The sequence below is a fragment of the Janthinobacterium pasteuri genome, assembly GCF_051380775.1.
Classification (GTDB): Bacteria; Pseudomonadota; Gammaproteobacteria; order Burkholderiales; family Burkholderiaceae_D; genus Janthinobacterium.
Genome location: NZ_JBNYXS010000031.1, coordinates 37,141 through 61,776 on the forward strand (window position 1 = coordinate 37,141; position 24,636 = coordinate 61,776).

General features: G+C 62.9%; 17 protein-coding genes. 6 read left to right on the top strand and 11 right to left on the bottom strand.

Annotated features, from left to right (window positions below; translation table 11 throughout):
• The first annotated feature begins 53 nt into the window (after positions 1–53).
• From ACQ4WN_RS23560 to ACQ4WN_RS23570, 3 genes are all read left to right on the top strand, one after another.
• Positions 54–524 carry a peroxiredoxin gene (locus tag ACQ4WN_RS23560; RefSeq protein ID WP_436553704.1) on the top strand — a complete coding sequence of 157 codons (471 nt, stop codon included), beginning with the start codon at positions 54–56 and terminating at the stop codon, positions 522–524.
• A gap of 311 nt (positions 525–835) precedes the next feature.
• Complete coding sequence (locus ACQ4WN_RS23565) at positions 836–2,641, top strand: PhoH family protein (RefSeq protein WP_436553705.1); 1,806 nt, start codon at positions 836–838, stop codon at positions 2,639–2,641.
• A 201-nt stretch (positions 2,642–2,842) separates the two neighbouring features.
• Complete coding sequence (locus ACQ4WN_RS23570; protein ID WP_436553706.1) at positions 2,843–3,103, top strand: hypothetical protein; 261 nt, start codon at positions 2,843–2,845, stop codon at positions 3,101–3,103.
• Positions 3,104–3,216: 113 nt separating this feature from the next.
• Here ACQ4WN_RS23570 and ACQ4WN_RS23575 read toward each other — a convergent pair whose 3' ends face one another.
• Positions 3,217–4,584, bottom strand: a complete 1,368-nt coding sequence (locus ACQ4WN_RS23575) for an NAD-dependent succinate-semialdehyde dehydrogenase (RefSeq protein WP_436553707.1) — start codon at positions 4,582–4,584, stop codon at positions 3,217–3,219.
• A 156-nt stretch (positions 4,585–4,740) separates the two neighbouring features.
• Positions 4,741–6,423: a serine hydrolase gene (locus ACQ4WN_RS23580; protein ID WP_436553708.1), complete on the bottom strand. Its 1,683-nt coding sequence runs from the start codon at positions 6,421–6,423 to the stop codon at positions 4,741–4,743.
• Between the two features lie 457 nt (positions 6,424–6,880).
• Here ACQ4WN_RS23580 and ACQ4WN_RS23585 point away from each other — a divergent pair, with 457 nt between their 5' ends.
• Together ACQ4WN_RS23585 and ACQ4WN_RS23590 are read left to right on the top strand one after the other, a co-directional pair.
• Positions 6,881–7,822 carry a bestrophin family protein gene (locus ACQ4WN_RS23585; protein ID WP_436553709.1) on the top strand — a complete coding sequence of 314 codons (942 nt, stop codon included), beginning with the start codon at positions 6,881–6,883 and terminating at the stop codon, positions 7,820–7,822.
• A gap of 83 nt (positions 7,823–7,905) precedes the next feature.
• Positions 7,906–8,106, top strand: a complete 201-nt coding sequence (locus tag ACQ4WN_RS23590; protein WP_436553710.1) for a heavy-metal-associated domain-containing protein — start codon at positions 7,906–7,908, stop codon at positions 8,104–8,106.
• A 49-nt stretch (positions 8,107–8,155) separates the two neighbouring features.
• Here ACQ4WN_RS23590 and ACQ4WN_RS23595 read toward each other — a convergent pair whose 3' ends face one another.
• From ACQ4WN_RS23595 to ACQ4WN_RS23630, 8 genes are all read right to left on the bottom strand, one after another.
• Positions 8,156–8,878: a glutathione S-transferase gene (locus ACQ4WN_RS23595; RefSeq protein ID WP_436553711.1), complete on the bottom strand. Its 723-nt coding sequence runs from the start codon at positions 8,876–8,878 to the stop codon at positions 8,156–8,158.
• Between the two features lie 21 nt (positions 8,879–8,899).
• Complete coding sequence (cueR, locus tag ACQ4WN_RS23600; protein ID WP_436553712.1) at positions 8,900–9,319, bottom strand: Cu(I)-responsive transcriptional regulator; 420 nt, start codon at positions 9,317–9,319, stop codon at positions 8,900–8,902.
• 1 nt (position 9,320) lies between these two features.
• The gene (locus ACQ4WN_RS23605; RefSeq protein ID WP_436553713.1) at positions 9,321–11,744 is read right to left on the bottom strand and encodes a heavy metal translocating P-type ATPase; all 2,424 of its coding nucleotides are present in this window, start codon (positions 11,742–11,744) and stop codon (positions 9,321–9,323) included.
• A gap of 104 nt (positions 11,745–11,848) precedes the next feature.
• On the bottom strand, positions 11,849–12,583 hold the full coding sequence (locus tag ACQ4WN_RS23610; RefSeq protein ID WP_436553714.1) for a FecR family protein: 735 nt from the start codon (positions 12,581–12,583) through the stop codon (positions 11,849–11,851).
• Positions 12,552–17,672, bottom strand: a complete 5,121-nt coding sequence (locus ACQ4WN_RS23615; RefSeq protein WP_436553715.1) for a two-partner secretion domain-containing protein — start codon at positions 17,670–17,672, stop codon at positions 12,552–12,554. The genes ACQ4WN_RS23610 and ACQ4WN_RS23615 overlap by 32 nt, the downstream gene beginning before the upstream one ends.
• 16 nt (positions 17,673–17,688) lie before the next feature.
• On the bottom strand, positions 17,689–19,305 hold the full coding sequence (locus ACQ4WN_RS23620; RefSeq protein WP_436553716.1) for a ShlB/FhaC/HecB family hemolysin secretion/activation protein: 1,617 nt from the start codon (positions 19,303–19,305) through the stop codon (positions 17,689–17,691).
• Between the two features lie 210 nt (positions 19,306–19,515).
• Entirely contained in the window at positions 19,516–21,789 is a 2,274-nt protein-coding gene (locus tag ACQ4WN_RS23625; RefSeq protein ID WP_436553717.1) for a CHASE2 domain-containing protein, read from the bottom strand.
• Positions 21,786–23,408, bottom strand: a complete 1,623-nt coding sequence (locus ACQ4WN_RS23630; protein WP_436553718.1) for a GAF and HD-GYP domain-containing protein — start codon at positions 23,406–23,408, stop codon at positions 21,786–21,788. Before ACQ4WN_RS23630 ends, ACQ4WN_RS23625 begins: the two co-directional genes overlap by 4 nt.
• 199 nt (positions 23,409–23,607) lie before the next feature.
• Here ACQ4WN_RS23630 and ACQ4WN_RS23635 point away from each other — a divergent pair, with 199 nt between their 5' ends.
• Positions 23,608–24,504, top strand: a complete 897-nt coding sequence (locus ACQ4WN_RS23635) for an MBL fold metallo-hydrolase (RefSeq protein ID WP_436553719.1) — start codon at positions 23,608–23,610, stop codon at positions 24,502–24,504.
• Between the two features lie 51 nt (positions 24,505–24,555).
• Here ACQ4WN_RS23635 and ACQ4WN_RS23640 read toward each other — a convergent pair.
• Positions 24,556–24,636 (bottom strand): IS3 family transposase (locus ACQ4WN_RS23640; protein WP_436553328.1); only part of this gene is annotated, 81 nt, incomplete at its 5' end.

The following is a 24,636-nucleotide window of genomic DNA, read 5'->3' on the forward strand; positions in this document are numbered from 1 at the left end:
TGCGTTGCCAGATAAAAAAACAGCGCTGATGATCACCGTTCAGGAGAGAACCTGTGGCTGATAGCCAATCCCTCGTTAGCATACCCGACTTTAGCGCCGCCATGACCAGCGGCAAGACCTTTCAGTTGCTGGGCCGTCCGGCCAAGGCCACGGTGCTGTTTTTCTATCCAAAGGACAACACCCCCGGCTGCACCACTGAAAACATCGCCTTCCGTGACGCCTATCCGCAATTTGTCGCCGCCGGCGTGGAAGTCTACGGCATCAGCCGCGATTCCCTGCGCTCGCACGAAAGCTTCAAAGCCAAGCTGGAACTGCCATTCGAGCTCATTTCCGACCCGGACGAAGCCGTTTGCCTGCTGTTTAACGTCATGAAGATGAAACAGATGTATGGCAAGACGGTGCGTGGCGTCGAACGCAGCACGTTTGTGATTGACGCCCAGGGCCGATTGGTGAAAGAATGGAGAGGCGTGAAGGTCGCAACTCACGTGGAAGAAGTGCTGGAATTCGTGGCGCGTCTGAATTGATCGTCTGTTTTGATCACATGTGCGTTGTCGGCATCCAGCCAGCTTAGTTCGACATTATCTCAACCTTAGCTCAACCGCAGTTCAGTTCACGGTACCTATCGCCATTTTGAGTCAACGAAGCGCCTCCACCCACTCCGCCAGGCGGGCCTGTAGCCCTCCGATGGCGTCCATGACCGGCCATGCTGCCGGCCTTCCGGCAGTTTCTCGTCCTATAGCATTGTTGTTCCCCCGCATCCACCCCATGAGAAGTGCCGCCAGAAGCTGGCTGCCCATGGGCGATTCATTCCAGAAATTTTTTGATTGAGATCCTGATGCCACTGCCAAAATTACCGAGCAAGCCAGCCACCATCCTGGCCACCCAAGATTATCCAACCGCAGGCGCAGCGCGCCCGGCCACCAAAACCCCGGCAGCCAAGAAAGTGGCTGCACCGATCATTGAAGCGGCGATCGCCGAAGTTGCCAAGCCGGTCCGCAATGCGGCCACGAAGATCAAGCAAGTGGCGGCCCTGATGGTTGCCAAGCCGGCACCTGCGCCAGCCGTTGCCGTACCGGCTGCCGCACCTGCAGTCCCTGTCAAAGCCGCGCCGGCGGCAAAAGGCAAGGTCACGCCGATCAAGTCCGTCAAGCAGGCCGAGCAGCCGCATCCGGCCAAGCACAAGCCTGTCGAAGTGCAACTCAAGTCGTCCGCCAGCCGCGCCGCCGACCAGCGCGGCATCAGCAAGTTGTTCGTGCTCGACACCAACGTGCTGATGCACGATCCATCGTCGCTGTTCCGCTTCGAAGAACACGATGTGTACCTGCCGATGATGACCCTGGAAGAGCTGGACAACCATAAAAAGGGCATGACGGAAGTGGCGCGCAATGCACGCCAGGTCTCGCGTACCCTCGATGCGCTGATCAGCAACACGGATGACGACGCCATCGAGCACGGCATCTTGCTGTCCAAGCTGGGCAACAAGGATGCCAAGGGCCGCTTGTTCTTCCAGACGCGTTTGCAAAGCGCCGACCTGCCGGCTGGCTTGCCAGTGGGCAAGGCCGACAACCAGATCCTGGCCGTCGTGCGTTCGCTGGAATCGGAACAGGAAGGCCGCCCCGTGGTGCTGGTGTCGAAAGACATCAACATGCGCATCAAGGCGCGCGCCCTGGGCTTGCCGGCCGAAGATTACTTCAATGACCATGTGCTGGAAGACACCGACTTGCTGTACTCGGGCATCGTGCAGCTGCCGGACGACTTCTGGAACAAGCATGGCAAGGACATGGAATCGTGGCAGGAAAGCAAGAACGGCTACAGCTCCACCTTCTACCGCGTGACGGGCCCCTTCATTCCATCGCTGCTGGTCAACCAGTTCATCTACCTGGAACCGAAAAACGGCGAAACGCCGTTCTATGGCCAGGTGAAACAGATCAACGGCAAGACGGCCGTGCTGCAAACCTTGCGCGACTTCAGCCACACGAAGAACAATGTGTGGGGCGTGACGGCGCGCAACCGCGAGCAGAACTTTGCCCTGAACTTGCTGATGAATCCGGAATGCGACTTCGTCACCCTGCTGGGCCAGGCCGGTACCGGCAAGACCCTGCTGGCCCTGGCCGCCGGCCTGGCGCAAGTGCTGGAAACCAAGCTCTACAATGAAATCATCGTCACCCGCGTGACGGTGCCCGTCGGCGAAGACATCGGTTTCCTGCCAGGCACGGAAGAGGAAAAGATGTCGCCATGGATGGGTGCCTTCGACGACAACCTGGAAGTGCTGAACAAGTCCGACTCCGATGGCGGCGAATGGGGCCGTGCGGCAACGCAGGACCTGATCCGCTCGCGCATCAAGATCAAGTCGCTCAACTTCATGCGCGGCCGCACGTTTGTGAACAAGTTCCTCATCATCGATGAAGCGCAAAACTTAACGCCGAAGCAAGTCAAGACCCTCGTCACGCGCGCCGGTCCCGGCACGAAGATCCTGTGCCTGGGCAACATCGCCCAGATCGACACGCCGTACCTGACGGAAGGCTCCAGCGGCCTGACCTACGTGGTCGACCGCTTCAAGGGCTGGACCCACAGCGGCCACGTCACCCTGGCACGCGGCGAGCGTTCGCGCCTGGCCGACCACGCCAGCGAAGTACTGTAAGTTGATCGGGCGGCGCAAGCCGCTTCCACAACAGAAAGCCCCGTCTGCAGCGATGCAGGCGGGGCTTTTTTCATGTGCGCGACTTTGCCCTGCGACATGTTCCAATACCGCTCTCTTTCCTCCTGGACAGCTCACCCGATGCATCCTGCCTTTCAGTTGCTGCTCTGCCTTATCTTTTTCATGCTCATCCACGTTTCCGCCATGGCCGCGTGCGCTCGCGCAGGTGGCATCACCGTGCGCAGCATCAGCTATGGCGTGGGTCCCACCGTGCTGACGTGGGGAAAAGTCCACGCCAGGCTGCTGCCCCTGGCCGGCAATGCGCTCCTGAAGGATACGCGCGAGGAAACGCTGTATGACGACGATCCCTGCCTCGACAGCTATCACTTCCAGCCCTTGTGGAAGCAGGTGCTGCTGGCCATCGCGCGCGCGGCAAGCGCTATGTGGCGTGGGAAGAGGCGGTAGCGAAGTGGCTATTGCTACCGGGGCTGGCGATCTTGCTGGCGTGGGCGGCGGCGTTCGGCTGGTATGGCTGGCAAGCGCTGGGGGCCTGATGCAGCGCCCCCGAGGTCGCCCGGTCAGCCGACCAGCACCAGCTTGCGGTTGACGAATTCCATGATGCCCAGATCGGACAATTCGCGGCCATAACCCGAATGTTTCACGCCGCCAAATGGCAGATCCGGCGCCGTGATGGCCGGGGAATTAATGAACACCATGCCCGTGTCGATGCGGCTGGCAAGGCGCTTTCCGCGTGTAACGTCTGCCGTGATGATGGTGCCGCCCAGGCCGAATGGCGAATCGTTGGCCAGGGTGATCGCCGCGTCGTCATCCTTGACGCGGAAGATCATGGCGACGGGGGCAAAGAACTCCTGGTAGTAGACGGGATTGCCTGGCGTCACCTCGGTGAGGATGGTCGGCGCCATGAAGTAGCCGGCGCGCTCGATACGCTTGCCGCCCAGTAATAATTTCGCACCGCCCTCCACGGCCTGGCCGACTTGCTTGACGGCCAGGTCCAACGCCGACTTGCTCGACAGCGGCGCCAGGGTAGTGGCGGCATCCATGGGGTCGCCTGCCTGCAGCTTGGCCAGTTCTGCCTGGAAGCGTTCGACGAAGGTATCGGCAATGCTGTCGAGCAGAATAAAGCGTTTCGAGCCGTCGCATACCTGACCCGCATTCTGGATGCGGCCGATGACGGCCAGCTTGACGGCCAGGTCCATGTCGGCGTCGTCCAGTACGATGAAGGCGTCGCTGCCACCGAGTTCCATCGTGGTTTTTTTCAGGGCCTTGCCGGCCGTGGCCGCCACGGAGGCGCCGGCGCGCTCGCTGCCCGTCAGCGCCACGCCCTGCACGCGCGGATCGGCAATGGCCGTGGCCACTTGCTCGCTGGAAAAGAATGCATTAGTGTAGGCGCCTGCTGGCGCACCCGCGTCGAGGAACAGCTTTTCAAAGGCCAGTGCGCACTGGGGCACGTTGGACGCGTGTTTCACGACCAAAGTATTACCCGCCATCAAATTCGGACCAGCGACCCTGGCCAGCTGGTAGTACGGAAAATTCCACGGCTCGACGCAGAAGATCACGCCCAGCGGCGCAATTTCCACGCTGGCCGCGCCGCGCTTGACGTCAAGTTGCTTGGGCGCAAGGAATTGCTCGGCATTATCGGCGTAGTAGTCGAGGATTTGCACGCACAACGACACTTCCTGCTGCGCTTCCTGGAACAGCTTGCCCATTTCCACGGTGATCAATTTGGCGAAGCTATCGCGTTGTTCTTTCAATAGCATGGCCGCTTTCTTGACCACCGCCTTGCGCTCGGCAAAGCTGCGCTGGCGCCAGTCGCTCTCGAAGGTGGCGGCGGCCTGGGCCAATATATTGTCCATTTGCGCATCGCTATGCGGAGTGAAAGTCTGCTCGATCTGTTCGCTGTAGGGATTCGTGGTCTGATAGCTCATCTGGTTTCCTTGGTCGTGGCACCCCGGGATTGCGTGGGGTAGCTGGGCAGTATGCTGGAGGACTGGCAGCGCGACAGTACGCACGCGAACATAACGGTCAATGACAACAGGCACCTTGCGGCGCCTGTGGACGGATGGAAAATCAGCCGGGAAAGCTCAGTTCACGCGTTTGGCCCGCATATCCTGCCCCTCCTGGCGCAGCACCAGTTGTTGCGTCTTGCCATCGGCATCTTTGCTGAAACGCACTTCCGCATCGACTTCATTCGAGAAGAAAGCCGTCTCGCTCATCGGCAGCATGGCCAGCTTGCGGAAACCCGTCACCTGGGCGAAGAACTTGTCGCCTTCGCGCGTCACCTCCAGGTAAACCTCGGGCGCCAGCGCATACCTGCCCACGTAGGCATCGAATTGCGCAGTCGTCATGGCGACCACCGTACGTGCCGGCTTGACGGCGCTGACCCGCTCGTGCACGGACTTCGATTCGCCGCCATCGTTGAGGATCAGCTGCGCCTCACCCTTGGGACCTCGCTCGAACTCGGCTGTGGTGAGCGTATTTTCAATCAAAAAACCATTGGGCGAATAGGCCAGCAGTCGCTGTGCGGGGCGGCCCGTGCGCTGCAGCAGCAAGTTGCCCTCGAAGTTGCGGAGCGTGTAGCCGGCCTTGTCATTGATGGCGTACACGCCAGCATACGCATCGAGAATGGCAGGCTTGAGGGTGATGACCTTGATCTCGGGATACGGCCGGTCGACGGCGATGGCGGCCGCCTTGCGGGCGACCACATCGGGATCGACCAGGCCCGTATCCGAGTTTTCCAGCACGGCCACGTAGACTTTTTCCTTCGGCAAACGCATCGCATACGTGGCAAAGCCATTGATGCCGCCGCTATGGTGGATGACGGGGGTGTTTTGCCAGGTTCCCACCTTCCATCCCAAGCCGGAACGGGTCGCCTTGCCATCGTTCAGCTTGGCCGGCGTGAACGCTTGCTGCCAGGTGGCGGCCTTGAGCAGCTTGCCGTCGGAGATGGCGGCGTCCCAGCGCGCCAGGTCGTCCACGGTGGAAACGAGCGCGCCGGCTGCATACGGCTGCGTCATGCTCAAGGGCAGGTTCGGCACATAGGCCTCGCCCGAACGGATATGCCCGGCCGCGCGCTTGGCTGGCCGGCGTTCGTGGCCTTCATAGGCTGTGTCGTTCATGCCCAGCGGCACGAAGATCTGCTGTTCCATGAAAGTGGCATACGGCTGGCCCGCAGCCTTTTCAATGATGGCGCCCAACAGGAAATAGCCAGAGCTGCTGTAACTCCACTGCGTGCCCGGCTCAAAGTCAGGCGGATCGTTCTTGAAGAAATCGATCATCTGCGCCACGCTCAAGTCTTTCGTGCTGTTGGGTACGAATTCTGGCTTCCTTGTGTAGTCGTGGATGCCGGACGTATGCGCGAGCAGCTGCTCGATCGTGATTTTCTTGCCGTGGGTCGGGTAATCGGGGAGGAATGTCGTGATGTCATCGGTGATGGCCAGCTTGCCCTGGTCGGCCAGCAGCAGGATGGCGACGGCCGTGAATTGTTTCGAAATGGAGCCCAGGCGCAGCGACATGTCAGGCGTCAGCGGCTGGCCATCCTTCACGCTGGCCAGGCCATACGCCTTGCGCAACAGGGGCTGGCCATCCTTGACGACGATGACCACGGCGCCAGGTTCCGTGGCCTTGTAATACGGAGCGATGCTGGCATCGATGTGCGCGGCCAGCGCTTGCTGCTGCTGGCTCAGTGGAGCGGGCTGGTCAGCCCAGGTGGACGGTGTTTGCAACAGGATCAGGGCGGCGAGGCACAGACTGGAAACTTTAAACATGCTAATCACTTTCATAGGAAGGATACACAAGCTGACCAAGCCCCTGGCGGCGGCTATCGGGATGATGGGGATGATGGATTTACCATAGGAAATATTTCCATTTCGCTCAGCCAGCCTAACAGACGTCCCTGCGGCAAATCTCTCCCTTTGTCACGCGTCGCCATGCACGCCAGCTTGCCGCCATGATTTTTGGGCTAGCTATCGTATGCTCGACTCAGTGCTACGCTGAAATTCACACACTTATAAATGAAATATTCATTCATGAAATGAATAACACCTATCTCCACTGTGAATTGGCTGGAAGCGAAACAGCGGCCTATACTCCAGGCGTCTCCCCTACACTGCTTCCCATGCACACCCTGCTCAGCCCGCACCCACAGCGGGCTTTTTGTTCCCGGTATTTACCATTCTGTCTTTCCCCCCTTACGAATCACCGGCCCCAAGCCGGGAGCACAGCATGATCGTGCGCGAGCGTCCATCGGCGCTACGGCTTTTCCTGGTGGTGCGCGGCTCCGTCCTGCCGCGCATCCGCACCACCCTCATCGTCAACACCGTGATCGCCACCCTCGTCACCTGGTGCCACGGCACCCTGTTCGACCACAAGGTCATCCTCACCACCATCCCGTTTACCCTGATTGGCTTGCCGCTGGCCATCTTCCTTGGCTTTCGCAACACGGCCGCCTATGACCGTTACTGGGAAGCGCGCAAGCTGTGGGGCGAACTGGTGTTGCGCAGCCGTAATTTCTCGCGCCAGTGCCAGACCATGATACGCAGCGATACGCCAGCCCACGCCCGGCTGGGCCTGAACGATGTACGCGTGCGCATGATTTACCGCGCCATCGCCTTTTGCCACGCCCTGCGCCACCAGCTGCGCAACACGCGCGGACCGGCCGACTTGCAGCCGCTGCTGCTCCCGGCCGAATGGGAAACGGCATGCAAGGCCGCGAACCCGTCCGACTACCTAATGCTACAAATGGGCCACGACCTGGCCGACTGCGTCCGGCAGGGCCGTATCGACAGCATCCTCACCGCACAGATCGATAACACGGTCTCGGCCATGGTAGCGGCGGGCGCCTCGTGCGAACGCATCCGCAGCACGCCGATTCCCTTCTCGTATTCGCTGCTGCTGCACCGCACGGCTTATCTGTACTGTTTCCTGCTGCCTTTCGGCCTGGTCGACTCGCTGGGCTTCATGACGCCCTTCGTCGTCGCCATCGTCGCCTATACCTTCTTTGGCCTCGATGCCCTGGGTGACGAGATCGAGGAACCGTTCGGCGAAGATGCCAACGACCTGCCCCTGTCGGCCATGTGCCGCGCCATCGAAATCAGCTTGCGCGAATCGGTGCAGGATGAGAATGTGCCGCCGCCCATGCAAGCTATCGACTTCATGCTGAATTGATCCACACGCCAGCTTTTCCCTTGACCTTACCATCGGGGGAAGGCTTACAGTGGGTGCACTTAATCATTCAAGGAGTGCTTGCCATGTATCAGTTACAAGTTGAAAACATGAGTTGCGGCCATTGCGTCGGCTCGGTCACGAAAGCGGTGCACGGCATCGATCCTGCCGCACAGGTGCAGATCGACCTGGCCAGCAAGCGCGTCACGGTGGAATCGCCTGCCGAACTGGTCGCCATCAGCGCCGCCATCGTGGAGGCGGGCTACCCCGTCACCAGCGCGCAGTAACAGCAGTGGCGTCGACAAGACAGCCGGCCTTCGCGCCGGCTGTTTCTGTTTACCCGTCCAGCTCGGGGTAGTGGCGGAAGATGCCTTCCTCATTGAACGCGATTCTGCGTTTCGATTGCAGGTAGCGGGCGATATGCGGCCGCGCCGCCACGGCATCGTGCAGCGAGAACAGGGCAGGATACCGGGGCGCCAGGCGCGCCATGGCTTGCGGAAACGCATAGCGCAGTCCGGCCAGCATCTGGAACAGCGACAGGTCGCCATACGTGAGTTTTGAACCCAGCAGATAATGGCCGCGGCTGTTCAGCAAGACCTGGGTGAAATAATCGTGGAATTTGGGCAAACGTGTTTCGCGGAAATCCGCGCTGCGCAGCATGGCCGCCTGTTTCTGCTCGTCATAATATTGCTTCATCGATAGCGGATGGTGGGTGTCATGCACTTCCGTCAGCCAGTCGGCCATCGTCAGCTGCAGCTGGTTCAGCCACAGGCGGCCGCTTTCCGCGCGCGGCGCCAGGCCCAGGCGCCGGCCCAGGTACAACAGGATATTCGTGGTCTGACCGATCAGCACCTCGCCGTCGCGCAGCACGGGCGGCGCGTAGGCGGCATGTGGCGTATTGTCGCCATCGAGGCATGCCAGCATGGCCGGCATGCCCTGTCCCTTGCGCTCGGGCAAGCGGGCGATATCGCGGTAGTCGGCACCCGCTTCTTCCAGCGCCAATCGGATAAATTCGCCGCGCCCCTGTATCGTGGGCCAGTAATATAGTTCATACGCCATACACACCTCCGTTGATTTACATCAATGGCAGCAAGCTTTCACTTCCGTTTCGCCAGCCAGCCCCAGGCTTTGCAGGATGGGGCAATCGGGCTTGTCATCGCCGTGGCACGATTGCGCCAGGTTGGCCAGGGTATCGCGCATTTCCGTCAGTTCGGCGATGCGTGTATTGAGCTCGGCGACATGCGCCAGGGCGATGCCTTTCACATCCGCGCTGGCACGCTGGTCGTTTTGCCACAGCGACAGCAGCTCGCGGATCTGTTCCAGCGAAAAACCCAGCCCCCGCCCGCGCTTGATGAAACGCAAGGCGTGCAAGTCGTTCGGCGTATAGATGCGGTAACCGGCGTCGCTGCGCGCGCTGGGTTTTAGTAGGGCAATACTTTCGTAGTAACGTATCATTTTTGCCGATACGCCCGTCTCGCTTGCCGCCTGGCCGATATTCATCCTATGACTCCTTGGTATGCGAGCTGCGCGCTTTCCAGCGGCGCAGCAACAGGGCATTGCTGATCACGCTGACCGAACTGAAGGCCATCGCCGCGCCCGCCACCATGGGGTTGAGCAAGCCGAAGGCGGCCAGCGGAATGCCGATCATATTGTAGATAAATGCCCAGAACAGATTCTGCCGTATCTTGCTGTAGGTGCGGCGCGAGATATCGATAGCGTCCGCCACCAGGGCCGGATCGCCGCGCATCAGGGTAATGCCGGCCGCATGCATGGCCACGTCCGTGCCCGTCGACATGGCGATACCCACATCGGCGGCCGCCAGCGCAGGCGCATCGTTGATGCCGTCGCCTACCATGGCCACCTTGGCACCCGCGCCTTTCAGTGCCATGATTTTAGCGGTTTTATCGGCCGGCAGCATTTTCGCCGCCACCGTATCGATGCCCAAGAGCTTGCCGACGGCGTCGGCGCTGCCCTGATTGTCCCCGGTCAGCATCACCGTGCGGATGCCCAGGCTGTGCAGATGGGCAATGGCCGCCTGCGCATTCGGCTTGACCTGGTCGCTGAAGGCGAACAATCCCAGCAGTTGTGTTCCCGAAGCCAGCCACGAGATCGTATTGCCCGTGTTTTCCAGCGCCAATGCCTGGCTGGCCAGCGGCGCCATGTCCACATGCAACTCCTGCATCAGCCGGGTGCTGCCCAATTTCAAATCCAGGCCATCGACGTGGGCCGCCAGGCCGCGGCCCGGCAAAGCCGACAGGGCCGTGGCTGGCAAGGGATCGATATGGCGCGTGCTGGCCGCGTCCAGCACGGCCGTGGCCAGGCTGTGCTCGCTGCCGCGCTGGATGCTGGCTGCCAGTTGCAGCAGCCGTGTATCCTCGATGCCGTGCGCATGCATCGCCGCCAGCGCTGGTTTGCCGATGGTCAAGGTGCCCGTCTTGTCAAACACGACGGTGTTGACGGCGTGCGCCACTTCCAGCGCTTCCGCATCCTTGATCAGAATGCCGTAGCGGGCAGCCACGCCCGTGCCGGCCATGATGGCCGTCGGCGTGGCCAGGCCCAGCGCGCATGGGCAAGCGATGACCAGCACGGCCACGGCATTGATGATGGCATTTTCCAGCTCACCGGTAGCAAACCACCAGCCCAGCATGGTCAGCAGCGCCAGCACCAGCACCACGGGCACGAAGATGGCGCTGACCTTGTCAACCAGATGCTGGATGGGCGCCTTGGCCGCCTGCGCGTCTTCCACCAGGCGGATGATGCGCGACAAGGTCGTCTCGCCACCCACGGCCTGCGTGCGCACCAGCAACAAGCCATCGGCATTAATGGCGCCGCCCGTGACCCTGTCGCCCACATGCTTGTCGACCGGCAAGCTTTCGCCCGTGATCAGCGATTCGTTGATCTGGCTGGCGCCTTCCACCACCACGCCATCGACGGCCACCCGTTCACCAGGGCGGATGACCACCAGGTCACCCACTTTCACCTGCACCACTGGCAAGTCGATCTCGACACCGTCGCGTCGCACGCGGGCCGATTCGGGACGCAAGACTTGCAGCGCGCGGATGGCAGAAGCCGTCTGGCGCTTGGCGCGGCTTTCCAGCCATTTTCCCAGCAACACCAGGGTAATGACGACGGCCGATGCCTCGAAATACAGGTGCGGCAGCATCTCGCCCGCCGTCAGCCACTGGTAGACGGACAAGCCATACGCGGCGCTCGTGCCCAGCGCCACCAGCAGATCCATATTGCCGCTGCCCGCGCGGGCCGCCTTCCAACCAGCCTTGTAGAAACGCGCGCCAAAGTAAAACTGCACGGGCGTAGCCAGCGCGAATTGCAGCCAGCCGGGCAGCATCAAATGGATGCCGGCCCACTCGAGCAGCATGGGCAACATCAATGGGAAAGCCAGCACGGCCGCAAAAGCCACTTTCATGCCGTCGCGGCTGGGCGCTGCGGCAGGCGCGCTGGCCTGGCTGGCGGCGGGCACCGTGGCGGCATAGCCGGCCTTGTCGATGGCGGCGATCAGGGTGCCTGCCTCCAGGGCGCCCGTCACCTTGATGCGCGCGCTTTCCGTGGCCAGGTTGACGCTGGCGGCCAGCACGCCCGGCACTTTCAGCAAGGCTTTTTCCACCCTGCCCACGCAAGAGGCGCAGGTCATGCCGGCGATATTCAGGTCGATCTCGCGCTGCGCTACCGTATAGCCAGCCTTTTCCACGGCCGCCTGCAGGGTGGCCAGGGGAATTGGCGCGCTGGACGTGACCTTGGCCACTTCGGTGGCCAGGTTGACGCTGGCCTGGATCACGCCGGGCACGGCGGCCAGCGCCTTTTCCACGCGGCCCACGCACGAGGCGCAGCTCATGCCTTCGATAGCCAGCGCCTGCGCATGCGCGGCGGCGGGAGGGGAAGTAGCGGGAGCGAGTGCACTCTGGTTCATGGCAGATCCTGTACGAAGATTAACGAATAGGATCAGGATCTGCTATCCAACGATGGGAAGGTCAAGCCCTATTTGTCAGCTGTGCCGGACTTGCAGGAAACAGCTTAGCGCACCACGCAATCGATGGCGGCAGGCTTGCTGCCGCCTGCAGCGCTGCCTGAGCTCGATGGCGATGCTGAAAAGACTGGCGGCGGCGTGAACTTGATGCCAGGATCGACGGGCAACAACACGGGCGGTTGCTTGAAGTTGGGCGTAAAGCCGAACTGGCCGGCGGCAAAATTTTGCGAACCTGCAGGATTGGTCACATGAATCAGGCCATCGAGCACCTGCACATACAGGCCGGGAACCTTTGGCGCCGACGATGCAGGCGTCGACGGGGCAATATACTCGGCAATAAATATTGTGCCGCGAATACCGATGGTAGCCGCCGGCGTCTTCATCTCGAAGCGCTCCTTGTTGCGCTTGCCCAGCAGTCCCGTGACGGAACGCAAGCCCCCCTTGAGCAAGCTGAAGATGGCATGGTCGCCATCGGGCTGCTCGGCCGTGTAGCTGAATTGCTCGATCACGAAACTGGTACTCGGTTTCAAGGTGATTTCGCTATTGTCGATCAGCTTGATCAAGGCATAGGTCTCTTTTTCCGTCAACAAGGTATCGCCCTGCTCGACCTCGGACTTGATGGCCAGGATTTTCACCTTGCCATCCGCCTTCCTGGCCATCAGCGGACCACTCAACTGCATCACCGTGCCCGCCACCTGCCCGGCCCAGGCGTGCGCGCCCAGGCACGTCAGGACCAGCCATAACAGGGCCTTAGTTGCAGTATGTTTTTTTAGCAGTGCCATTTTTTGTATATCCTGTTGAGTTACCTGGGGAGGTAGCGACATCCCTGTCGTCCTTCACCTTGTCATCGGGCTTGACTGATGACGTGAAAATGGACGTTCCGTTCGCACGCTCAGCCTGCTTGATGATGCTCAAGGTCTCATTGATGCCGACGTTGATGACGTTGACGATGGACTTGTCGACGCTCGTCGCGGGCAGGAAGATGACGTCCGGCATGGCCACCGCACCGTTCGGCGCCAGCAAGCTGACGTTCGCCCGCTGACGGTTGATGCGCACGCCCGCTCCACCCGTGAGGCTGCCCGTTTTCGCCAGCACGCTCATGCTGGCCACAGCCGGTAAAGCGACGCTGGCCGTGTCGGCAAAGCGCACACTGGTCCCCGCGCTGGCGCTGAAATTGCCGCCGCCCAGGACCTTGGCATTGCCCTCGACACGAATATCGCCTCCCGCCACCAGGCTGATATCGCGCGCCGCCGCCAGCTGCGCGCCATCGCCCAGCACCACGTCCGTGCTGGCATTGAGCGCAATGTCATTGCCCTCGATCTTGCCGTTGACGGTGACGGGGCTGTGCGCCGTCAAGCTCACGTTGCCGCCATTCGCATGGATATTGCCAGCCGCGATGCCGCCCGTGTTGTCGATGGCGATATTGCCCGCCCCCGTGGTCAGCGTGCCCAAAGTCAAGGTGCCCGGCGCCGAGGTATTGTTCAGCGCGATGCCGCCCCCTGCACTATTGCTGGCAGTAAAACTGCCCACCTCGTTGCCCGTATTGCCCAGCACGATGCCATTTCTCGCCTGCGCCGTCAGGCTGCTGGCGCGCAGCGCACCGACCTGGCCGATGGTGCCGTTCAGTGCGCTCAGCCGCACATCGTTCGCCGCCAGGCTGGCAAAGCGCAAGTCGCCCTGGGCTTGCGTGATGGCCAGCTGGCCCGCCAGCCGGATGGCGCCGGCCGCCTGGCTGAAGCTGTTGGCGACAAGCAAGTTGCCGTTGCCGCTCAGCACGCCGCCACCTTGCGCGTAACGGTCCGCCGACAGGCTGCCGTTCAGCAGCAAGCTGCCACCGTTGATTTCCAGGCCGGCCAGGCCGCTCAGCGCGGAGAGGTCGAGCGCGCTTTCACCGAGGGTCAGGCTGCCGCCCGTCAGCAGCAAGCCCGTTGCGGAAGTCAGGTTTTTCAGAATGGTACTGCCGGCCGCCGCGCTGTAGGTAACGATGCCCTTGCTGCGGGAGAAATCCACTGCCAGCACGTTTGCGCCTTCCGGCACCACGCCGCCGTCCCAGTTGGCTGCATCGCTCCACAAGCCGTTGCCACTACCGATCCAGGTGGACAATTGTTTTTGCGCAATCGTTGCCTGCGTCGTAGCACCCGTCGTCTCCAGCGTGTAGTTGCCCGCATCGGCGCCGGCCAGGTGGAAACCGCTGGCCGTCACCAGCTTGCCCGCGCCCGCATTCTTGTCGGCAAAGCTGCCGCTGCCGCCCACCACGCTGACCACATCCTGGCCCAGCACGCCGTTCACCGACGCGCTGACGGCTGCGCTGCGACTGCCGTCATACACCTTGCCAGCGGCGCTCACGCCTGCCAGGGTCAGCGCGCGCGGCGTGATGGCGAAGGTCGTCGTGCCGCCCAGGCTGATGTCGTACTTGGTCGACCACAGGCCCGTCGCTGCATAGTTGCCCACATTGCGCGCGTTGCTGCCGTAGCCGAGGCTGCCATTCACGCCCGTATCACCGTCGAGCAGCCCCACATAGGCTAGCGACCCGAGGAAGGCGGCCAGCTGGCCATCGTAGACCTTGCCCGCTGCGTTGCCCGCGAGGTTCACTTGCAGCGGCTTCAGGAAAACCTTCAGCATCGGCGTCGTATAGCCTTCGTAGATGCGCCACACGCTGCTGAAATTGTAGTCGTTGAAACTGCCTTGCTGCTTCATCTGCGCCGTGCTGCGGCCGCTGGAGCCACCGCCACCGATTTGCACCAGCGAGGTATCGGCATTGAAAAAGCCATAGCCGAACGGGGAGCCGGCAGACACGCGGCCGGCTACCGCGCCGACTCCCGCGTAGCCGTCGCCGTTCACGGCACCGCTACTGAAGACATGGCTGACGCTGCCCGTACTTTCACCAACCAGTCCGCCCATATTTTCCCAGGCCAACGATGAATCGGCAATGCCTGCCCGGCCCACGGCGCCGCTGGCATACGCATCATTGATGCTGCCGCCGTTCAGGCCCACCAGGCCGCCGATACTGCGCGCGCCACTGACATTGCCGGTGGCATACGATTGGCTCAGCGCGCCCTGGTTGTTGCCCACCAGGCCGCCAATCATTTCACGCGCGCCCGTCACCACGCCGGTGGCGTACGAGGTCGCGATGCTGGCGCCAGACACATTCCATCCCGCCAGGCCGCCGATGGCACCGCCGCCATCGGCATTCACGCCGGTGACCGCGCCGCTGCTGGCGGACAAGGTGATGGCGCCGCCATTGCTGCCCACCAGGCCGCCGACATTGCGCTGGCCGCTGACGGTCATGCTGCTGTTCACGCCATTGACACTGCCGCTGACGACATTACCCGCCAGCGCGCCCACGTTCGCCGTGCCGGTGACGCTGCCGCCGCTCAGGGTCAGGTTGCGCAAGGTGCCGCCCTGTACGGTGCCGAACAGGCCAGCGGCCGAACCGGGGGCCAGGCTGCGGTCGATTTTCAAATTGCTGAGCGTAAATCCTGCACCATCGAACACGCCGGAAAAACCGCTGCCGCTGGTGGCAACCGGCACAAACCCCAGGCCATTGTTCCAGTTTGCGGTGCCGCTGGCATCGATGTTGCCGGCCAGACGATAGCTGTTGCCAAGGCCAAGGCTGGCGATGCCTTGCAAGCCATAGATATCGGCGATCAGATAGGGTGAGGACGTGCCGCCGTCGCCACCGGCCACGCGCAGGAAACTGGCGCCGCTGCCGATGGAAAAGTTTCTGGCGCTAAATCCTGGCAGGCCCGCCGCGTTTTGCACCCAGCTGCCGCCGTCCAGCACAAAGCTGCCGCCCACCGTCACGGCGCCCGTGGCCGTGATGGTGGACCCTGCATTGAGGTGCAGATCTCCTGTCCAGGCGAGCGCACTCGTGATGTGGATGCCGCCTGTATTTGGACCATCGCCGATGCTCAGTTTCGAGGCCGAGATGCCGGCCAACTCGGCTGCCGTCAGGCCCAGGCCGGCATCGGAGTTGCTGCCCAGGTCGATGCTGCGCGAACTGCTCAGGGGCTTGATGATGACATGCGCGCCGCCAGCCGTGCCGCCGACATCGATACCGCCGTCAAGGGTGATATTGTCGGCCTGCAAGGTCACCGTCTGGCCGGCGATGCCGCTGCCGCGGAGCTGCTTGGCACCGCCTGACAGGCTGATACTGCCCAGCGCTTCATTCGCGCGCAAGCTCAGATTGCCATTGCCGGCATTGACCACAGCGGCCCCCGCCACACTGGCACCGGATAGCGAAATATTGCCGCCTTTGCTGGTGATGGGCGCGTACAGGTTGACGTTCGATCCGGGACCAGCTGCAGCGCCGCTGCTGGCGTCGTTCGCCGACAGGCTCACGTTGCCGCCATTGGTGGTGATGGACGCGTACACGTTGATCGTTTCACCGGCCGTCGCGCTCAGGCCGACGCCCGGCTTGAGGATGTCGACGACGGCGCTGAAATTGATACGGTGCTGGGCCTGCAAGATGACATTGCTGCTGGCGGCGGAAATGGTATCGGCGCCGATGCTGGTGCTGCTGGCGGGCAGGCCCTCCATGAACTGGTCGACGTCTTCGAGGCTGCCGCCACTACCCTGCACGACATCGATATCGAATGGGTCCAGCAGCCAGCTACCGCGCTTGCCTCTGCCGGAGCGGGCGCTGGTATCGACGCGGATGCCATCGACCGCCAAGTGATAGCCCGAAGTTTCCACGAAGCCGCCGTCGCCGCCCTGCGCACCACCGCGCGCGGAGAGGCTGCCGTGCACCTGCGCCGACTCGTCACCCCAGGCGATGACCTTGCCACCGTTGCCGCTGTCGATGGCATCGGCATGCACGCTGGCGTCCTTGCCGACCAGCACCTGGCGCGCATTTTGCACGGCCACATTCTTGCCCTGGTAATCGCCGCCCAGCAAGACCGTGCCGCCGCCCGTGGCACCGCTGGCATCGATGCTCGCATTGCCCAGCAAACCTACCTGTTCGCCCAGCACCATGACCTCGCCGCCCTTGCCGGCCGCGCCCGTGGCGCTGGTGACGCTGCCCGCTTCGAGCAAGGCCTTGCCGCTGGCCTTGAGGACGATCTTGCCATGCTCGCCGACGACGGCGCTGTTCGCGTTGAGCACGCCGCGCTGGCTGACCAGCGCGCCGGCCATGCCGATGCTGCCGCCCTGGGCAATGATCTGTCCCAGGTTCAGCGCCTGGTCGTTTGGCGCCGAGACCAGCACGCGCAATTGCGGATTGCCGGGGTCGGCCAGCTGCACGCTGCGCCCGGCGGCCAGGATCACTTCGCCGTTCGGCGCCGTGATGATGCCCGTGTTTTCCACGTTCGGTGCGATCAGCAGCACTTGCCCGCCCTTGCCCGCATTGATCACGCCCGCATTGCTGACGCCGCCGGCCACGCTGCCTGCCGCGAACTGGCGCTTGCCGGCCAGGAAATCGTCATTCGACATGCCCAGGCTGGAGGCCACCAGTGCGTTCACATCCACTTTCGCGCCCTGGCCGAAGACGATGCCGTTCGGGTTAATCAGGAAGACCTTGCCATTCGATTCGAGCGCGCCCAGGATCTTGCTGGGGTCTTGTCCCGTGATGCGATTGAGCACGGCGCTATTGCCGTTTTGCTGGATGAAGCGCGTGATTTCGCCCGCATGGATGGAAAAACTCTGCCAGTTGATGATGGTGTTGGGCGTATTCGTGATCGAGAACACATTGCCCTGCTGGTTGAACGTTGCCTGTCCATTCACCACCTGTGGCAAGACGGGGTTGGCTTGCGCCACGCCGAAACAGCCGGCCAGCAGCAGCGCCAGCGCCGTGCGGCGCAGGGGCGGCGCAAACGGTGACGAAAAGGATGGCGTCAGGATGAAAGCGGAGGCGTGCTGGATGTGATTGTGCATGGTGTTCATCCTGATGCTAGTAGGCCAGGGCGAGGCGGAAATGCAGGCGCTTGGCGCCCCGCTTTCGCGTGTCGCCGCCATTGACGACATGCGCGTAATCGAGTTGCAGATTGGCGTAGCGGCTCAGCAGCAAACGCAGGCCGAGGCCGCCGCTGCTGATGCCTTGCGAAGCGCTTTCGCCGGGCAGCGCATGGTTGCGGCGCAACCAGGCCGTGTCATAGAAAGCCAGCGCGCGGCACTGGTAGCCCAACGCCTGGCCGCACCAGTTCGGCGTATACAGTTCCAGGTTCAGGTTGACGCCCGAATCATTGGCTACCTCGCGCTCGGCAAAGCCGCGCACGGACGCGGCGCCACCGGCGCCGAACTGCTCGCCCGGCACCAGCGCGTCCGGCGTAACTTGCGCGTTGAGCAGCGCGCGCCATTGCCAGTCGTCGGCCAGGACGCGTCCTGTGCTGGCGCTCAGGCGCACGGTATTGTAGGCCGCCTTGGCATGCGCGCGCACGCGGTCGAAATCGGCTTGCGCGCCATGCTTGCCACCGGGAATGTTGTGCGCGAAGGTGAGCGCCACGCTGGTCTCGCCCGTGGGCAAAGTCCAGTTGCCGATGTAGCTGACGCTGAGCGGGTGCACGCTGACGTCGGCGCCCAGTTCCATGCCGAACCATTGCACGCTGTTGCGGTATGCCTTGTAATCGATGCCATACACAAGCTTGGGTTCGAAATCGCCGCTGCGGGCAAAGTTCTGGTTGTAGCGGATGCCGGCCATGCTGCCCTGGCCGCTGACGGCCAGATCGAAAATACCGGCCGAAATGCTGCCCGAATCGACGTTCGAGTAGCTGGCAAAAAAATCCATCGAGTCGCCCAGCGCGTACAGCGGCAAATGGTAGCCGGCGCCATATACACTCACCTTGTCCGGCTTTTCCAGGCTGCTCGTATATTGCAGGCTGGCGACATGATCGCGCCCGAACAGGTTGGCATGCTGCAGCACCACGCCCACATGCGTCTTGCCCGTCTGCGCATTGCCCGTGTTGTCCACGTTGAGCATGGCTTTCCAGGGCTTTTCATCGGCCACCGTGACGATGGCGTCGATGGCGCCTGCCGGCTCGTCGGCCTGCAGGCGCACTTCGATCTTGCGCACCGGGTTTTCATTGGCCAGCTTCAGGCTTTGCGACAGGGTCGGCAAGTTCGGCGTCTCGCCTTCGCGCAAGGCCGGCAAGGCGCGCCGCACATTGGCCTCATCGACATAGGCATTGCCGTTGATGGCAAGCTTGCCCAGTGGCGTTTGCAGCACGCTCAGGCGCACCACGCCACGCTCCAGTTCCTGCTCGGGCACTTGCACCCGCACAGCGCTGTAACCACGCTCGCGGTAAGCCCCCTCCAGCACTTCGACGGCGCGGGCAATGTCGGAAAAATCGCGCTGCGTTCCCACATAGGGTGCCAGCAGGACTTGCATCTGCGCTTGCGTGAGCAGGGTGTTGCCCTGGACGTCGAAGCGGCGGATATCAAAGCGCGGCACACCGTCCTCCTGCACGGCAGGAGCAGCATCATCCATAGGAACGGCAGCGGCAGCGTCGGCGGCGCCGACGGCGAACAGCAGCGCGGAACCCGCTAGCAGGTGCACCAAACGATATCTCATGTGTAGGATTTCTTGTGTAACCGGACAAGCGCGCGGCCCGCAGGCGCCAGCGTATCCGGCAATGGATTGAAGGCAAATTTTAGACGGCTTTTAGTTTCCAGTCAGAAATTTCTAATATTTCTCGCTGAATTTCATCGCAGTGCAGCAAACAGTGTGCCACCATGCTGAAAAATGCCGCCGTTGCGTGCATTTCCCGCCACGACGTCAGGCTTACTTGGTATGCAATACGGTCACGCCATCCCAGTCGGCGGGCGGCGGCATGCTGCGATAGCGCTCCAGGCGTGCCGCGTACAGGTGGTACAGGCTGTCGCCGGGAAAGTCCGCCTGCAAGCGTGCCAGCTGCGCGCCAGCGGCCGCCCAGTCGCGCGCGCGCAGCCATGCCAGCACTGCATGCCAGCGCTCCAGCTGCGCCAGCTCGGCGGCTGAGGCGTCGGCCAGCAGGCAGCGCGGCTCGAAGATGGCCACCGCTTCCTGCTTGCCCAGCACGCGTATGCGATCGAGTTCGCGGTACAGGAAGTCCGGCGCCGCGGCGCGCGTGGCTTCGCCCACGACGATGCCCACGCCATACAGCTTGCTGGCGCCTTCCAGGCGCGCGGCCAGGTTGACGCTGTCGCCCATCACAGTATAGGCGCGGCGGATGCGCGAGCCCATGTCACCCACATGCATGGCACCCGTATTGATGCCAATGCCGATGCACAGCGCCGGCCAGCCGCGCGCGGCAAACTCGCCATTCAGCTGCGCTGCGCTGCGCTGCATCAGCAGGGCGCTGGCCACGGCCCGGCGGGCGTGGTCGGCAAAGGCGACGGGCGCGCCCCAGAACGCCATCACGGCGTCGCCGATGTATTTATCCAGGGTGCCGCCATGGCTGTCGCGGATATCTTCCGACATGGCCGTCAGGTACAGATTGATGTATTCGCGCAGCGCGGCCGGTGCCAGCTGCTCGGAAATGGCCGTGAAACCACGCACGTCGGCAAACAGCACCGTCAGTTCGCGGTTCTCGCCCTCCATGGTGTAGCGTTGCGGATCGTCGGCCATCTCGGCCACCAGCTCGGGCGCCACATATTCGCCGAAGCGCGCCACCAGCGCGCGTCCCTTGCGCACTTCGAAAAAGTAACCCCAGGCCAGGTTGGCGATGAACAGCGCAACAATCAGCAGTAGCTGCACGGCCCCGCCCAGCACCAGATCGTGCACGGTGTACAGGACCAGGTTGATGGCGATAGTCAAGGCCATCGCGCCCAGGGTAGCCAGCATGACGCCGGCCGGCGGCAGCACGGCCAGGGCACCCGCCAGCAGCACGCCAAACAACACGATCTGCACCAGTTCGAACGCCAGCGCATAGTCGGGCCGCGCCTTGAAGCGCCCGTCGAGCATGGACTTGATCAGGTTGGCGTGCACCTCCACTCCCGGATACTCGGCGCTCACGGGCGTGGCGCGAATATCGTTCAAACCGGGCGCCGTGGTACCCACCAGCACGATCGCGCCCTTCAGCAGCGCAGGCGCAACGCTGCCGGCCAGCACATCGGATGCCGACACATAGCGGAAGGCGCCGCCAGCGGGGCCGCCCGCGCCGCGGTACTGCACCGTCGTCGTCAAGGCCTCGCCCACGGGGATCGCCAGCGCGCCGCGCGGCGTGAAAAGCATGATGTGTTCGAGGCCGCCGCTGGCCAGCTCGCGCGCCGACAGGGTATCGGCTGTGCCCGTGAAACGGGGGGCGATGGCGCGCGCCTGCAGGTAGACGGCCACGGTGGCCAGCGACAGCGACGGATAATAGCCGTCGCCGATGCGCTGTAACAGGGTCGAGGAACGCACGATGCCATCGGCATCGGTCAGCGCAGTGAAGATGCCGGCGCCTTGCGCGGCCGCCTGCAAGGGCGCGATATTGGCTTCGTAGCCGCGCGCCACGTAGGCCGTGACGCTGCGCCCGTTCAAATCGGCGACGGTGAAGGCGGGCCTGGGCAGCACGCCCTTCCTTTGCTGCTCCGAGACGCTGTAGCCCAGCACCACGGGCTGGCCGCGCATGGCCTCGGCAAACAGGCCGTCGTAGTCCATGGCGGGGCGCAGTTTTTCCAGCTGCGCCGGCAAGCCCGCCACGCCCGCCAGTTCGCCGCGTGCCAGTCCTTGCAGCACGGCGTAGCCGGAACTGGTGTCGGCTTCGGGAAACGAGATATCGAAGCCCAGCGCGGCCACGCCATACTTGCCCGTCAACTGGCGCACCAGCTTCGCCTGGATGTCGCGGCCCCAGGGAAAACGGCCTACGCGGGCCAGGCTTTGTTCATCGATGTCGACGATGACGATGCGGCGGTCCAGCTGCGGCGTTTCGGCACGCATGCGCCAGTCGCCCAGCATGGCGTCAAGCCGCGCGATAGTGTCGTTGCCAGCCAGGCACAGGATGGCGGCCGCCACGCTCAAGAACACACCCAGCAAAAAACGCCCGCCATGCTTGCGCAAGGCCAGCGCCAGCGCGCCGCGCCATGCCCGCGTCACGGCGTGTAACCCGGAATGGCCGCCTCGTCGACGGCATCGATCTGGCTCGGATGCAAATGCTTTTCAGCGAAGGTCAAATAGACTTTGCTGCGGATGAAAACGTCGAACAGTTCCGGGTCGATATGCCCGTTCAGGCTGAAGTTGCCGAGGATGCGCAAGGATTCGGACAGCGACTTGCCCTTTTTATACGGCCGGTCACGCGCCGTCAGGGCCTCGAAAATGTCGGCAATCGCCATCAGCCGCGCCGGCACCGACATCTGCTCTTTCGTCAGTCCGCGCGGATAGCCGTTGCCATCCATGCGCTCATGGTGGCCGCCCGCGTATTCGGGCACCTTCTGCAGGTGCTTGGGCCACGGCAGCGCTTCGAGCATGCGGATCGAGACGCTGATATGGTTGTTGACAATAGCCCGCTCGGCCGCCGTCAGGGTGCCGGCGCGGATGGTCAGGTTTTCCGTCTCGTCGGCGTCGAGAAAATCGCGCAGTTCGCCATCGGCCGCGCGCCAGCGGCGCCCGGCGATCTGCCGCACTCTTTCCTGGTCGGCCGGCGCCATGCTCTCGCCGCCGATGTTCGCCATGCGGATGAAGTCGCGCTCTTCGCGCAGGGCCGCCTGCTCCAGTTCCAGCGCGCGGCCGATGGCGTCCGCCTGCTGCGGCTGCGCCGCCTGCTGGCGCAGGGCCGCGATCTCGGCGTCACGCAGCAGCACTTCATAGCGCGTGTCGATCAGCGCGATGCGGTCAAAAATGGTTTCCAGCTTGGTGGCCTTGTCGACCACGTGCACGGGCGTGGTGATCTTGCCGCAATCGTGCAGCAGGCCTGCCAGCCACAGCTGCTTGCGCTCGTTGTCGCTGAGCCGGAAATCGGCCAGCGGACCACTCTCGGTCGCATGTGCGGCGTCGGCCAGCAGCATCGTCAGCTCGGGCACGAACTGGCAATGGCGCCCCGTGTAGGGCGACTTTTCATCGATGCCGATATTGATCAGGGTAACGAGCGATTCCAGCAGTTCTTCCAGCTGCGAAATGAGCAGCTGGTTCGTCAGCGCCACGCCCGCCTGCGCGGCCAGCGCCTCGATGAAGCGCTGGTCGGTGGAGGAAAAGGCGCGCACCTGGCCAGTTTGCCCATCCTTGGCATTCACCAATTGCAGCACGCCGATCAGATCGCCCTCGTGGTCGCTCATGGGCACCGTCAGGATCGATTGCGTGTGGTAGCCATGGTGACGGTCAAAGTCGCGCATGCCGGAAAAATTGAAGGCTTCGTCGCGATAGACGTCGGCGATATTCACGCTGCGGCGCATGTTCGCCGCATATGCGGCCACCGATGCCAGGTTGGGCTGGCCCGTGCCATCGAACAGCGGCACGCCCGGCAAGCCCATGTCACCCCCCTGCTCGATGCCCAGGCTATCGTTGACGCTGATGTCGAACGCCAGCTGGCGGCCATCGGCCATGGGGCGGTACAGGGTGGCGCCATCGGCGCCGCTCATGCTTTTTGCCAGCAGCACGATGCGCTGCAACAGCGCGCCGATATCGTGGCCCTCACCGCCCAGGCCGTGGCCGAGCGCGACACTGAGTTCGGTCAATTGCTCCAGCCTGTGGGCGATTTTCTCAGGGTGCAACTGAGGCATTTTGATGACAATCAGGTAATGGGCAAGCAAAAAAGGGGAAGTCGGCAAGCGCCAGTGTAACTGGCCACTCACCGCACTGTACATTACTTAGTTACATCAAAATGAAAAAACTTTCCGTATCGCAACACACATAAATGTTGCCGCCAATTTCATTAATTAGAATAGAATCAACAATAATTACACCGTAACAAGGTACTGAATGAAATTCACGTTCAGGGGCGTGCGCGGCTCCATCCCCTCCCCCGGCCCGCGCACGGCGCGCTATGGCGGCAACACCACGTGCATCGAAGTACGCACCGACAACGACAGTCTGATCATTCTCGATGCGGGCAGCGGCATCTTCTCGCTGGCGCAGCAACTGCCGCCCGGCTTGCCCGTCGACGCGCACGTCTTCATCACGCACAGCCACTGGGACCACATCCACGGCCTGCCCATGTTCTCGCCCCTGTTCGTGGCCGGCAACCGCATGCGCCTGCACGGCGCGCACGATGCCGTCGCCGGACGGGGGATCGAGCACGTGATGGCGGTGCAGCTGCAAGACAGCTACTTTCCCGTCAGCGAAGCGGCCATGGCGGCCAGCATCGAGTACCGAACCCTGGCGCCCGGCGAAACCGTCGAGGTGGGAGGTGCATGCGTGCGCGGCGCGGAGATGAACCACCCGGTGGTCAACCTGGGCTACCGCATCGACTGCGGGGGCGCCTCGCTGTTTTTCAGCGGCGACCATGAACCGTTCTACAACCTGCATCCGCCCGGCCATGCCGACCACGCGGCCTGCGCGGAGCGCAATGTGCAGCGCCAGGCCGGCATCGACGCCATGGTCGCCGGCGTCGATGCGCTGATCATGGACTGTTCTTACACGCGCGAGGAATACCCGGGCAAGCAGGGCTGGGGCCACGGCACCTTCGACGCCGCCTTCGACCTGGCCCTGCGCTGCGGCGCGCGGCGCCTGTACTGCACCCACCACGAGCCGACGCGCAGCGACGAACAACTCGAGGCCGTGTTTGCCGACGTGATGGGCCGCTACAGCAGCCGCCTCCATGGCCTGCAGGTGTTCCTTGCCTGCGAAGGACTCACGGTGGAACTGGCCGGCACATGAAAAAAGGGAGCCGCAATGAACTGACCCCGTAAAGTTGGACGGTTAAGTTTGTTAGGTAGCCAAGGGCTGGGTTCTGTATTGCACAGGACTCAGACCTTTTAGTTTCATCTTGATGCGGTCGTGATTGTAATA